Origin of the sequence: Burkholderia sp. Ac-20379, from assembly GCF_017104645.1 — a bacterium.
Classification (GTDB): domain Bacteria; phylum Pseudomonadota; class Gammaproteobacteria; order Burkholderiales; family Burkholderiaceae; genus Burkholderia.
Genome location: NZ_JAAGPF010000033.1, coordinates 1 through 13,192, shown reverse-complemented (window position 1 = coordinate 13,192; position 13,192 = coordinate 1). Strand labels below are relative to the sequence as shown.

The window sequence follows — 13,192 nt, the reverse complement described above, 5'->3', positions numbered from 1 at the left end:
TGAATTTGTGCAACGACGGCCACATTCGTCGACAGCAAGGGCCTCGCGCTTGCCCGTTCCGGATTGTGCGGTGCACGCAGCCGGCCTGAAGTTGCGGCGCATTTCTAGTTTTTCTAAGGTCATAATGTCTCAAGTCGGTGTACAGCAACCGATCGAATGATTGACACGTCCATAGCGCAACGCGGCGGACGCTGACCGAATCCGGCCTGACGGCTGAAGTCATTTGCCACAAGCGATTGTTGAACTCGGACGCTCTACGCTGAGCATTAGCGTGATTAAGCGTGGATCAAATGGGTACACCGCAACGAGCTAGCGTCGCAGGGATCGGAGCGTGGATCAATAGAGTCAACCATCAATTTGATCCATGTTATAATTGATCCACATAGTCAAATGATCTGTACAAAATCATGCGCAAGCTCTACTACGGGCGGATTTCGACCACGGACGGCCAGTCCTCGGCGAGCCAGTACGACGACGCCAAAGCCCACGGCGTACTCGACAAGGACGTTTTTATTGACGAGGGCGTTAGCGGCTATCACGTTGCGCCTGACGAGCGGGAGCAGTGGCGCAAAGCGGAGCACGATCTACGGCACGGCGGCGTCCTCATAGTGCGCTGGCTTGACCGGATCAGCCGCCGCTACGATGAGTTACACCGGACCATGCACCGGTTGATGGACCTCGGTGTTCGTGTCGAATGCACACTAAACGGGATGACGTTCGACGGGAAAGCCAAAGATCCCATCGAAAAAGCGACGCGGGACGCCGTTCTGGCATTCATGGCGGCACAGGGCGAAGCGGACTATCGCAATCGGGTAGAGATGCAGCGCCGGGGCGTGGCGATCGCCAAGGCGGAAGGAAAATACAGGGGGCGCGCTCGGTCCCATGACTATGCAGCCATCAAGACATGGCGGGTCGAGCACGGCGCGACTATCAGCAAAACAGCCGAAGAGTTCGGCATCGGTACAGCGACCGTTAAGCGGGCATGCGCCGAGTAAACGACATCCGGGCCAGTATCAATCGTGGAAATCAGAGCCACGGGCAAACAGCGATTGCAGTCCTATTTGCCTGGCCGCGTTGCCGAATACCGCCAGCGCAGTAGTTCATCGGCCGACTGATTGCCGATCGTGACGTCCCGTTGTGAGCGGGCTGCGTAGGTAGTCCGATTTCGGCATGCAGGTGCGTCCAGCCGAGGAGGTTGCTCTTACCGAAGTGGCCCTGCTAAAGTTTCGGGCGCACCGATGAACTCGGTTGAGGCGGGCAAACTTGCAGCCGCCGGATGCGTTTGCTGCTACAAGAATTGGACAACGCCGTGATTAATCCGCCAGCACTAGCATTAAAACGGAGGGCCGCAGAACTGGCGGCGTCAGCACATCGAGAGATGCCACACGATCAAGACTCGGCTGCGCTTCTTTTATTCTATGCGGCGGAATGTGGATTAAAGTCAGCGTACATGTTCCGGAACAACTTGCGCTACGCCGATGAGGCCCGCAGCTTGGCTTCGTCGGCGAGGAGCTTCGTCCACAACCTCTTGGGTTTGATCCACGCATTGAACATACCGCGTTCAAGCATTGGCACTCCCCCGGCCGTGGAACTGGTACGAACGGGAACCCGCGGCGACGTCAGCGTACTGCATCAGGCTTGGCGTTACGGCGAAAAGGTTAGGAACACTGAGGCCCTTTGTGTATGGTTGTTTTCATTAATTGAGTGGTGCACGAAAAACACATGAACACCCATCAGCCGCCGTTGACATGGATGGACGTTGCGAGACGCCTCGCAACGTTGGTTCCGAACTCGCTAGGATTTCCGCAGTCGATTATTCGCGCGAGAGTCGGCTGGTTCGGTATGCTTCTCGAGACTCGTGCATCGGTTGACGAAGAACTGGTCGCCGCTTGGCTCGAGGAGGTTTTTCCCTCACGAGTGCGTAGGCAGCCGCTTCGGCTCGAACTGGACGGTCCACCACACGCAGCCGAACTGACTGTGGAAACGGCAGTTGCCGATGATGGAATGGTTTCCCGCCAGTCATTCGGCATCGTTGATGGCGTGATCGAATTCTCACAACCATGTCAATTCGAGGTGGCGCTTCGACCTGTACCGGTTGTCGCTGCACTGAGCGTGAAGGGTGGAACTGGGCGTACCACAACGGCAACCGCTTTCGCACTACGCTGGGCCACGACAATAAGTCAGCCAATTCTGTTGGTTGACGCCGACCTTGAGGCCCCGGGCATCAGTTACCTGTTCCAAGCGTACGCCGGTACCCCAAAAATTTCTTTGGAAGACGTGATTACCCTTGCGCACTCTGAGGACGATGCGGACTGCCCAGAAACGATCTCATTTGTTGCCGAGAGACTGCGCGATCACGCGATTCCCGGCGACCTATTTGTTCTTCCGCTACGGCGCGAAATTGACGAACTCGCGAGTTCGTCAATTCGCCCAGAACACCTCGCGACGCCGGAGCGGCCCTATGCACTTGCGGACATTTTGTCGCGAATCGCGGCAAAGCTCGGCTGCGGAGGAGTAGTCGTCGATGTGAGAGCTGGGCTAGTGCCTTTGGGTGTGAATCTCGCCATGGACCCCAATGTATCTCCTATCCTTGTAACGACATTGGCAGATCAGTCAATAAGGGCCACTGGAGGTTTGATTCGCTTTTTGTCGAGGGAAATGCGTAGATCTGGTGGATATCTCAGGCGACCACTGCTAGTTATCAACCGCGTACCGGCCGTATTCAAACAAACTGGTATGGATAAGCGGCTAATTGAACCGCTCATTTCAGATCTGCTGTCGAGCTTGGTATCTGATCAGCCTGAGGAGACAGCCGCATCGCAAGGCATATATGATGATTTGGTTGAGCTAGACCCATTTCTCCAAGTCGAAGTTCCGGAATTGCCTGATATTCAGGTTTTATCGGGTGAGTGGAATAGCTATATTGAGCAGATTGCAGGTAGCGGCTTCGCAAAGATAATTGGACCTGGCATCGATCAGTGGATTTCTACTGAACTCGGGCCTGCGTTGGCTCGCGAAAGTGAAGACGCGCTGCGAGTCGAATCAACGCCGCCGGAGGCGGCCCGTCGCGAACTCGCGGTTTACGCGGATCAGCTTATTGCGGCAGAAAATGCTGTTGGGCAGGTTCCGAAGCCTTTGGTCACTCAGTCTCTCGCTGCGTTGACCCAACGTTTTCAATCCGAAGTGCCGATTGCCGTCAGTGAGGGGGCGAAGGGAACCGGGAAAACCCTTGCAGCTCGGTTCTTTATCGCACAAGGGCAATGGGACAAAGCTGTTTTTGAACTTTCGGGCCGACAAGGCGCCATCGCATCAGTTTTGGTTCCGGTGTGTGCATCGATCCAATCTAGTGCGAAGTTTCAAGCGGAGGCAGATGAGGCGCGGGTCGTGGCGGCTTCACTTCTGGGACTGGGCACGCCGGTGAAGATTTACGAAACCACCGCGTGGTTGAAGGAGCAGTTCGGAGCGGGTCATAGCGAGCAAACGTGGGTCGGGATTTGGATGGACGTCGCAGCTTGGAGCGCGGGATTTAAGCCGGGAGTACCGGGCGCAGGGAACGAGTTCATCGAGCATCTTCGTGCTTCGGGCCGAACTGTCGTCGCAATTATAGAAGGCCTGGAGGAACTGTACACAACGCCAGGTGATCCCGGAGTAGATACGGCGATGCGGGCAGTTTTGGTATCGCTCCCGCAAAAGCTTCGTTCCGAAGCGCGTCGGCCGCTCGGTGCGGTAGTCTTTTCACGGAGAGACACGGTTGAGGCGGCGGTCAAGCAAAACCTCGATCAATATCGTAGAGAGTATGCAGCATTTGCACTCACATGGACCGAGGACGACGTACTTGAACTGGCAGCGTGGTTGGCCACACAATCCAACGCTCTACCTGATTTGTGGTCTTCTGAATTTGGGGCGTTGAGCCTTTCCGAAAAGACGGGCCGTCTGGAGCCCCTTTGGGGGCGAAAGTTGGGTCCAGACGATATACCCGGAAAGCGTACAAGAGAGGCATACACTGCGACGTGGATTATCGCTGTGCTTTCTGATCTCCGTGGCCGATTAGTGCCTAGAGACCTCGTCCGCTTGCTGGCCAACGCTGCAACTGTTACGCCGCAAGGTGACGAAGTCGCGATGTATCCTGGAAGGTTACTAGTACCTCGCGCGCTGAGAAGTGCGATAGAACCTACCAGCGATGCAAAGGTTCAAGAAACGGAAGAAGAAATATCCGAGCTCGCGCCGACATTTGCCAAATTTAGAGCACGGGCCGACCAAGTGGCGGCGCCGCTTGGCAACGAAGAGATAGCTGAGATTGGTCTCGACAATTCGGAGGTCCAAGCTCTGATTCGCCATGGCATCGTTTTCGGAGAGTCTGCTCCTTACGAAGTCCCTGAATTGTTTCGACGGGGCTTGGGCTTGCGGCACACGGGTGCTCGGCGCAGCGTGGTCAATCTGTATCGACGTGCGAGACAAGGGTAGCCAAGCGTTTGATAGTTGTTTTGATAGTCCCAAAACAAAAAGCCCCGTAAATCCTTGAATTTACGGGGCTTTTTCCTACATTCTGGCGGAGAGAGGGGGATTCGAACCCCCGATAGGCATTAACCTATACACGCTTTCCAGGCGTGCGACTTAAACCACTCATCCATCTCTCCAGCAAGAGCGAGAGTATAGCAGACTCCCCAAGCGTCCCGCCACTCTCTCGCGGTGACCGTTTATGTGATGAACTGAGCCCCCTTCACCCCAACCGGACCCCCGATGGATCTGCTGAGCCGCCTGCTGGATCTGATGCCCGTCAGCGGGCAACTCGACGCGCGCTGTCATTTCGGCGCGCCGTGGCGTATCGAGAGCGGGGAGGGCACCGCGCGCGAAATCCACTATCACGTGCTGCTGAGCGGCGAAGCGGTGTTCGAGGACGACGCCGGCCCGCCGCTGGCAATGCGCGCCGGCGATATCGTGATGTTGCCGGCGGGCGCGGAGCACGTGCTGCACGACGGCAGCGGCGCGCGGTCGATCCCGTCGGCGAAGCAGTTCATCGCGGGTTTCGAGCTGGTGTCGAACGACGGCGGCGGCGCCCGGGCCGACGTGCTGTGCGGCCGCTTCCTGCTGCCCGCCATGCCGCGCCAGTTGATCCGCGATCATCTGCCGGGCCGCCTGCTGATCCGCACGGCGGGCGAGGCGCCGGCCGGCAACCGGCTGACGCGGCTCGTCGAGCTGATGCGCGAGGAAGCGAACGAGCTTGGCCCGGGCAGCATGGCGCTCGTCAATCACCTGTCGGGCGCGCTGTTCGCGCTGGCGATGCGCTTTGCGAGCGAATCGGGCGAGCCGCCGCGCGGGCTGCTGGCGTTGGCCGCGCGGCCGCGCTTGCAACCGGCGCTGTCGGCGATGTTCGACGCGCCCGGGCATCCGTGGTCGTTGCCGGAACTGGCGGCGCTTTGCCATATGTCGCGCGCCACGTTCGCACGCCACTTCGACGAAGCGATCGGCCGTTCGGCCAGCGATCTGCTGACGGAGATCCGCATGACGATGGCGGGCCGCATGCTGGCCGAGGGCGGCATGGCGGTGGCGGAGATCGGCGAGCGCGTCGGCTACCGATCGGACGCGGCGTTCCAGCGCGTCTTCAAGCGGCAAACCGGCCTGACGCCGGCGCAATGGCGCACGCAAAGCCGTGTTCGCGAGCGCGATGCGCCGACGGAAGGCGAGGCGGCCCGAACCTGAGGCGCAGATCCTCTGTCTGCCATCGCGGGCCGCCGCGCTCTGCGCCGTTCGTCTCGCCGATATACCCGTACGTCCCGCTCTGGCGTGCCCATGTGTGGGAATTCGTCGCGATTCATGCGGTTCCGTGTCACGCAGACTTTCTTCGAACGTTGTACGCTTACGGCTTCGCGCGGATTGGCGCTGCACTGTGCCGGTGCAAGCTGCCCGGCCACGCATCGCTATCCCGCCGCTTCATCCCGCAACGGCATGACACAGGTCCGGCCCGTCATGCCGTCACCGTGCGCCCGGTTGGCAAACCGCAACCGGCGCACACCGCGCCGGCAAGCGCGCCGGCGCATGCATCACGCATTGGCCGCTCCTTTTCTCGATCAGGTGGATACCCAGATGACGACTACGAATTATTCGGACACCCAGCTTCTCATCAACGGCGAGTGGTGCGACGCCGCGAGCGGCAAGACCATCGACGTGGTCAACCCGGCGACGGGCAAGGTGATCGGCAAGGTGGCCCACGCCGGCATCGCCGATCTCGACCGTGCGCTCGACGCCGCCCAGCGCGGTTTCGAAGCCTGGCGCAAGGTGCCGGCGTACGAACGCGCCGGCGTGATGCGCAAGGCCGCCGCACTGGTGCGCGAGCGCGCCGACGCGATCGCGCAACTGATGACGCAGGAACAGGGCAAGCCGCTCGCCGAAGCGAAGATCGAAGTGATGTCGGCCGCCGACATCATCGAATGGTTCGCCGACGAAGGCCGCCGCGTCTACGGCCGCATCGTGCCGCCGCGCAACCTGAACGTGCAGCAGACGGTGGTCAAGGAGCCGGTCGGCCCGGTCGCCGCGTTCACGCCGTGGAACTTCCCGGTCAACCAGGTGGTGCGCAAGCTGAGCGCCGCGCTGGCCACGGGCTGCTCGTTCCTCGTCAAGGCGCCGGAAGAAACTCCGGCCTCGCCGGCGCAACTGCTGCGCGCGTTCGTCGATGCAGGCGTGCCGGCCGGCGTGGTCGGCCTCGTCTACGGCGATCCGGCCGAGATCTCGAACTACCTGATCCCGCACCCGGTGATCCGCAAGGTCACGTTCACGGGCTCGACGCCGGTCGGCAAGCAACTGGCCGCGCTGGCCGGTCTGCACATGAAGCGCGCCACGATGGAACTGGGCGGCCACGCCCCGGTGATCGTCGCGGAAGACGCGGACGTGGAACTGGCCGTCAAGGCCGCCGGCGGCGCGAAGTTCCGCAACGCCGGCCAGGTCTGCATCTCGCCGACGCGTTTCCTGGTCCACAACAGCGTGCGCGACGCGTTCGCGCAGGCGCTGGTCAAGCACGCCGAAAGCCTGAAGGTCGGCGACGGCCTGGCCGCCGGCACGCAACTCGGGCCGCTCGCCAATTCGCGCCGTCTGACGGCGATGGCGAAGGTGGTGGACGACGCGCGCAAGACGGGCGCGAAGATCGCCACGGGCGGCGAGCGCATCGGCAGCGAAGGCAACTTCTTCGCGCCGACCGTGCTGACCGACGTCTCGCTCGAATCCGATGTGTTCAACAACGAGCCGTTCGGCCCGATCGCGGCGATCCGCGGTTTCGATTCGCTGGAAGATGCGATCACCGAGGCGAACCGCCTGCCGTACGGCCTGGCCGGTTATGCGTTCACGAGCGCGTTCAAGAACGTGCATCTGCTGACGCAGCGCCTCGAAGTCGGCATGCTCTGGATCAACCAGCCGGCCACGCCCTGGCCGGAAATGCCGTTCGGCGGCGTCAAGGATTCGGGCTACGGCTCGGAAGGCGGCCCGGAAGCGCTCGAGCCGTACCTCGTGACGAAGGCCGTGCAAGTCACGGCGGCCTGAGCGATGGCCTGACGCATCACGCGATGCACCGGAAAACGCGCCCTGCGGGGCGCGTTTTTTATGCCTGCCGCGGGAGCGATGCCGCGCGCGGCGGCCCGCGCCGGTTCGCGCGCCGGAACGTGCCGACATCGTTGAACGGCACGCCGGCCTCGCGCATCGCGGCGTGGGCCGCGCGCGCCGTCAGTTGCCGCAGATAGAACGGATCGCGCACCACGTAGTGATGGATCGCGTGCGTCGAGCCGAAATTGCAGCAGAACAGCTGGAACGGCGCGAGCCACCAACGGTTCAGCACCTGCGTCTGCTCGATCACGTTGCGCGAGTCGATGTCGCCGAAGTAGTGCAGGCTCGAACTGACGAAGTTCAGGCAGAAGCTGCGCAGCACGTGCGGCCCGACCCAGGTCACCACGAGCAGATCGACGACGTGCAGCGCCGGGCGCCACGCATCGGGAAACGCCGCGCCGGGCAGGCTGATCACGGCCTGCGCCAGCAGCCAGGCATGGCCGATCAGGAACGCGTACCAGAGCGCGTAGTGGAGATAGCCGAGCGGGAAATACGCGGGCCCGTCGGCCAGCCACGAAGCCGCCGCGCCCGCCGGCTCCGCGCTGCGCGCGGCCCGGTAACGCCGGTAGGCGCGCAGCATCCGGCGCGGCCGCAGCGCGATCGCGAGGATGCCGTCGGCGAGCATCAGCAGGCGTCGCAGGCCCCAGCGCTCGCCGTTGGTGATGGCGATTTCCTCGAGATCCGACTCATCGCCCGAATGCAGATGGTGATGCAGATGCAGCCGCTGCCTGAGCCACGGGCTCACGGTGCCGGGCCGCGCGAGCCAGCAGAGCGCCATCATCAGATGCCACGCGAGCCGCTGGCGCCGGAAATACATCGTGTGGATCAGGTCGTGCTCGAGTTCGTGGATCAGCGACGAGGCGAACGCCGCGAGCGGCAGCGCCACGTACCAGGCGATCGCGCCGCGCAGATAGAGCCACGCGCCGGCCAGCATGACCGCGAGCGCCAGCGCCATGATCGCCGCGCCGATCGCGTCCTGATGCGCGAGCCAGGGCAGGCGGGCGCGCCAGGCGTCGCTGGCGGCGTTGACGCGCAGGCGGATGAACGCCGCGCGTTCGGCAGGCGAGCCGTGCGGCGAGGGTGAGGGCGAGCGCGAGGGCGAGACACGGGCCGGGCCGCCCGCGCGAGTGTCGTTGCGTGACGTCGTGCTCAACCGGTCGCTCCCGAGGCCGCCGGCGCGTCGGCGCCGTAGCGCGCGAGCACGCGCGCGCGAATCGACGGCTTGATGTTCGAGTGCTGCATGTCGCCACGGTAATGCGCGACGACGCGCGGGTTCATCACGCGGAACCACAGCGGCGGCAGGTAGGCGAACAGGATCATGGTCGCGTAGCCGGACGGCAATTGCGGCGAATGATCGAAATGGCGCAGCGCCTGGTAGGAGCGCGTCGGGTTGGCATGATGGTCGGCATGGCGCTGAAGCTGGTAGAGGAACAGATTGGTCACCACGTGGTTGCTGTTCCACGAGTGCTCGGGCGAGCAGCGCTCGTAGCGGCCGCTCGGCAACAGGCGGCGGCCCAGCCCGTAGTGCTCGACGTAGTTCACCACCTCGAGCAGCGACGCGCCGTACGCGGCCTGGATCAGCAGGAACGGAATCGCGCGCGGCCCGCCATAGACGATCGCGGCGGCCCACAGCGCGGCCGTCATCGCCCACGCATGCAGCACCTCGTTGCGCGGCGACCACACGCTGCGCCCGTCGCGCGCGAGCCGGTCGCGTTCGAGCCGCCAGGCCGACGCGATGCTGCCCGCCACGGTGCGCGGCAGGAAGGCCCAGAACGATTCGCCGAAGCGCGCGCTGGCCGGATCGTTCGGCGTGGCGACGCGCACGTGATGGCCGCGGTTGTGCTCGACGAAGAAGTGCCCGTAGGCCACTGGCGCGAGCGTGATCTTGGCGAGCCAGCGCTCGCGGCGCGTGGTCTTGTGGCCGAGCTCGTGCGCGGTGTTGATCGAGATGCCGGTGGCCGCGCCGAGCGACATCGCGAAGCCCACGTAGTCGTACCAGGTCAGCGCGACGTGGCGCAGCACCCACATCGCCGCGGCGAACGACACGTACACCACGAACGTCGCCAGATACACGACGCGCCGGTAATAGCGGTCGTTTTCGAGCACGGCCACCTGCGCGTCGGGCGGGTTGTCGACGTCGTCGCCGATCAGCCAGTCGAGCACGGGGATCACGCCGAACGCGAACAGCGGCCCGAACCACCAGAAGATAGGCCAGCCGGTCGCGATCGCGAAGCCCGCCGAGAACATCGGCAGCGTGATCGTCAACGCGCCGAGCAGCCACCAATAACGCTTGCGGTCGGTCCAGCCGACGCTTGCCGTTTGCGGATCAGCCATTGTCTCCCTCCTGTTTTCACCCGGTCAGGCATGCGCGCCGGCCGGCCCTCGCGGGTCTCGTGTTGTGCTTGATTTATAAGGGTTCGGCGTGCGCCGCGCCAAGCGCGCGTCTAGGCGCGGAACTCCAAACGCCGGGCCGGCGGCGGCGCGGCCTCGCAGCGGGGGCGCATCGGGCGATTGAAACGAAGGCGGTGGGCGCGAACCCGGCGCGTCTCGTCGGACGAATCGCGCGGCAGGCCGAGGCCGGGCTGGGCGGCCGGCGCCGAACGCGGCCCGGAAATTGCTCCGCGAGCCGGTAGGTGCCGCCGCGCGCGGCGCCAGGCCGCCGATGCCCGTTTGCTCTGGCCCCCTGCGTGGTTTAATGGCGCCGATCCGTTCGCGCGCCGTGAGCATGCCGCACCGGCCGCCGCGATCCCCGTTCATTCACTTCATGCCGGAGCCTGCCCGTGTCTGCCGAATCCCCCGTTCAACCCGCGATCGTCTGGTTTCGCGACGACCTGCGCATCACCGACAACCCGGCGCTCGCGCGGGCGGCGGAATCGGGCCGGCCGTTCGTCTGCGTCTACGTGTTCGAGCGCGACGGCACCCGCCCGCTCGGCGGCGCGGCGCTCTGGTGGCTCGATGGCGCGCTGCGCGCGCTCGACGCGTCGCTGGCCGCGCACGGCGGCAGCCTGCTGGTGCTCGAGGGCAACGAGCGCGAGACGATCGCCGAACTGGCGCGCGCGCTCGACGCCGGCGCGATCTACTGGAACCGCCGCTACGACGGCCTCGCGCGCGAAACCGACGCCGCGCTCAAGCGCGACCTGAAGGACGCCGGCCTGGAGGTCGAGAGCTTCAACGGCGCGCTGCTGCGCGAGCCCTGGGAATTGCAGACCGGCAGCGGCGGCGCGTTCCAGGTGTTCACGGCGTACTGGCGCGCGGCGTTGCGCAGCGGCGACGTGCGGCCGCCGGAGCCGGAGCCGGCCGAATGGGCGTTCCACGCGCTGCCGGGGGCCATCGCGCGCCGCGCCGTGGGCATCGACGCGCTCGGCCTGCTGCCGACCAAGCCCGATTGGGCGGGCGGCATGCGCGAGGCGTGGACGCCCACCGAGGACGCCGCGTTCGATCTGCTCGAACGCTTTCTCGACAAGACGATTCGCGGCTACGGCGAGAAGCGCGACCGCCCCGATCTGCCGGCCACGAGCCGGCTCGCGCCGTACCTGCGCTTCGGCCAGTTGTCGGCGCGGCAGGTCTGGCACGCGGCGATGGCGGCGTCGCGCGAGGGCGGGGCGGCGGTGGCGGCCGACATCGAGAAGTTCGTCAGCGAGCTGGGCTGGCGCGAATTCAACACGAGCCTGCTGTTCCACTTCCCCGAACTGCCGACCCGCAACTATCGCGACCGTTTCGACGCGATGCCGTGGCGCACCGACAGCGCCGGCTTCGAGGCCTGGTGCCGCGGCCGCACCGGCTATCCGCTGGTGGACGCCGGCATGCGCGAGCTGTGGGCCACGGGCTTCATGCACAACCGCGTGCGGATGGTCACGGCCTCGTTCCTGATCAAGCATCTGCTGATCGACTGGCGCGCCGGCGAGCGCTGGTTCTGGGACACGCTGGTCGACGCCGACATCGCCAACAACGCCGCGAACTGGCAATGGGTGGCCGGTTGCGGGGCCGACGCCGCGCCGTATTTCCGCATCTTCAATCCTGTCACGCAGGGCAAGAAATTCGATCCGGACGGCGCTTACGTGCGGCGCTGGGTGCCCGAGCTGGCGCGCCTGCCGGCCGACGCGATCCACGAGCCGTGGCGCGCCAAGCCGATGGTGCTGGAGGCGGCCGGGGTGCGGCTCGGCCACACCTATCCCGAGCCGATCGTCGATCACGACATGGCGCGCAAGCGCGCGCTCGGCGCGCTGGAAGCCACCAAGGGCTGACGCATCGGTGCGGCGCGTGCGGCCGTGTCCGGGTTGAACCGGACAGTACACGCGCCGCGCGCCGCGGGCGGAACGCTTGTGGCACAGTGCCTCGACCCGTTAGCCGAGGAGACCGCGATGTCCGACGTTCCGCCGAGCCTGCCGCCCGAACCGTTCACCGTGCAGGCCGCCGACGGCTTCGTGCTGAAGGGTTTTGCCTGGCGGCACCGCGCGCCCGACGCCGAGCGGCCCGTGGTGATCGTGCAGTGCGCGACCGCCGTGCGCTGCCGCTATTACTTCCGGTTCGCCGCCTGGCTGTTCGCACAGGGCTGCGACGCGCTCGTCTACGACTATCGCGGCATCGGCGAATCGCGTCCGGCTTCGCTGCGGGCGCTGCGCGCCAACTGGCTCGACTGGGGGCGGCTCGACAGCGAGGCGGTGCTGAACTATGCGATCGGGCAGTTTCCGGGGCAGCCGATCGACATCGTGGCGCACAGCGTGGGCGGCTTCGCCTGCGGGCTGGCCGCGTCGAACGGCCGGGTGCGGCGTGCGGTGACGGTCGGCTCCCAAACGGCGCACTGGCGCGATTACGCGGCCGGCGCGCGGCTGCGCATGACGCTGAAGTGGCACGTGGCGATGCCGCTGCTGGCGCACCTGTTCGGCTATCTGCCCGCGCGCCGGCTCGGCTGGATGGAGGACGTGCCGAAGGGCGTCGCGCTGTCGTGGAGCCGCAGCCGGCCGCGCTTCGAAGATACCTACGTGCGCGCGCCGATCGTCGAGACGCACGAGGAACGGCGCGCGATGGTCGAGCGCTTCACGCGGTTCCGTGCGCCGCTGCTCGCGATCAGCGTGACCGACGATCCGTTCGGCACCGTCGCCGCCACCGAGCGGCTGCTCGGCTACTACGTCAACAGCCCGGTGACGCATCTGCGCATCGCGCCGCGCCAGATCGGCGTCGATGAAATCGGTCATTTCGCGTTTTTCCACAGCCGTTTCGAATCGAGCCTGTGGCCCATTGCGCTGCATTGGCTGCGTCACGGGGCCTTGCCCGCAGGCGCGCCGGGCGAGGTGCTGCGCCAGCCGGTGCCGGTGCCCGAGGCGGCGCTGCCGCCCGGCGCGATCCGGTAAGATCGGCCTCCCGTTCGTCGCCCGTTTACCTCTCGTTTCGCGTCATGGTTTTCGCCTCCGATTCCGCTTCGTCTGCTTCGCTCGTTCCGTCCGCGTCGCTCGCTGCGCCGGCTCCCGCCGTGCCGGCCGAGGACGCGATCGCGCCGCACCGGCTCGTGCCGCTGGCGGTGCCGCAGGCGGCTGCGCGGGCCGGGGTGGGGCTGCTGCGCGTCGATTTCGCGTTCGGCACGCCGCTCGACGCACCGGCCCAC

The 13,192-nt window shown here is 65.1% G+C and carries 8 protein-coding genes, 1 tRNA gene and 1 pseudogene; 7 read left to right on the top strand and 3 right to left on the bottom strand.

Annotated features, from left to right (window positions below; all coding sequences use genetic code 11):
* Positions 1-407: 407 nt before the first annotated feature.
* Together G3N92_RS07015 and G3N92_RS07010 are read left to right on the top strand one after the other, a co-directional pair.
* On the top strand, positions 408-995 hold the full coding sequence (locus tag G3N92_RS07015; RefSeq protein WP_206126736.1) for a recombinase family protein: 588 nt from the start codon (positions 408-410) through the stop codon (positions 993-995).
* Between the two features lie 727 nt (positions 996-1,722).
* The gene (locus tag G3N92_RS07010; protein WP_206126735.1) at positions 1,723-4,464 is read left to right on the top strand and encodes a hypothetical protein; all 2,742 of its coding nucleotides are present in this window, start codon (positions 1,723-1,725) and stop codon (positions 4,462-4,464) included.
* 83 nt (positions 4,465-4,547) lie between these two features.
* Here the strand turns inward: G3N92_RS07010 and G3N92_RS07005 are convergent.
* Positions 4,548-4,637 (bottom strand) — tRNA-Ser (locus G3N92_RS07005).
* 103 nt (positions 4,638-4,740) lie between these two features.
* Here G3N92_RS07005 and G3N92_RS07000 point away from each other — a divergent pair.
* A complete protein-coding gene (locus G3N92_RS07000; protein WP_206126734.1) occupies positions 4,741-5,700 on the top strand; it encodes an AraC family transcriptional regulator in 960 nt (319 codons plus the stop codon).
* A 384-nt stretch (positions 5,701-6,084) separates the two neighbouring features.
* Positions 6,085-7,530 carry an NAD-dependent succinate-semialdehyde dehydrogenase gene (locus G3N92_RS06995; protein WP_206126733.1) on the top strand — a complete coding sequence of 482 codons (1,446 nt, stop codon included), beginning with the start codon at positions 6,085-6,087 and terminating at the stop codon, positions 7,528-7,530.
* Between the two features lie 58 nt (positions 7,531-7,588).
* Here the strand turns inward: G3N92_RS06995 and G3N92_RS06990 are convergent, their stop codons facing one another.
* Both G3N92_RS06990 and G3N92_RS06985 read right to left on the bottom strand, forming a co-directional pair.
* Positions 7,589-8,632 (bottom strand): fatty acid desaturase, encoded by a 1,044-nt coding sequence (locus G3N92_RS06990; protein WP_339385833.1) that lies wholly within the window; start codon positions 8,630-8,632, stop codon positions 7,589-7,591.
* A 107-nt stretch (positions 8,633-8,739) separates the two neighbouring features.
* Positions 8,740-9,924 (bottom strand): alkane 1-monooxygenase, encoded by a 1,185-nt coding sequence (locus tag G3N92_RS06985; protein WP_206126731.1) that lies wholly within the window; start codon positions 9,922-9,924, stop codon positions 8,740-8,742.
* 446 nt (positions 9,925-10,370) lie between these two features.
* On the opposite strand from G3N92_RS06985, the gene G3N92_RS06980 reads away from it, so the two are divergent.
* The 3 genes and pseudogenes from G3N92_RS06980 to G3N92_RS34880 all read left to right on the top strand — a co-directional run.
* Positions 10,371-11,834, top strand: coding sequence for a deoxyribodipyrimidine photo-lyase (locus tag G3N92_RS06980; protein ID WP_206126730.1), 1,464 nt, complete (start codon positions 10,371-10,373; stop codon positions 11,832-11,834).
* Positions 11,835-11,951: 117 nt separating this feature from the next.
* Complete coding sequence (locus G3N92_RS06975; protein WP_206126729.1) at positions 11,952-12,941, top strand: alpha/beta fold hydrolase; 990 nt, start codon at positions 11,952-11,954, stop codon at positions 12,939-12,941.
* A 44-nt stretch (positions 12,942-12,985) separates the two neighbouring features.
* Positions 12,986-13,192 (top strand): annotated as a pseudogene (locus tag G3N92_RS34880) (hypothetical protein); the annotation flags it as partial.

Bases quoted from the DNA above. Each gene is read 5' to 3' on its own strand.
- G3N92_RS07015 (WP_206126736.1), top strand. From the start codon at position 408: ATGCGCAAGCTCTACTACGGGCGGATTTCGACCACGGACGGCCAGTCC.
- G3N92_RS07010 (WP_206126735.1), top strand. From the start codon at position 1,723: ATGAACACCCATCAGCCGCCGTTGACATGGATGGACGTTGCGAGACGC.
- G3N92_RS07000 (WP_206126734.1), top strand. From the start codon at position 4,741: ATGGATCTGCTGAGCCGCCTGCTGGATCTGATGCCCGTCAGCGGGCAA.
- G3N92_RS06995 (WP_206126733.1), top strand. From the start codon at position 6,085: ATGACGACTACGAATTATTCGGACACCCAGCTTCTCATCAACGGCGAG.
- G3N92_RS06985 (WP_206126731.1), bottom strand. From the start codon at position 9,924: ATGGCTGATCCGCAAACGGCAAGCGTCGGCTGGACCGACCGCAAGCGT.
- G3N92_RS06975 (WP_206126729.1), top strand. From the start codon at position 11,952: ATGTCCGACGTTCCGCCGAGCCTGCCGCCCGAACCGTTCACCGTGCAG.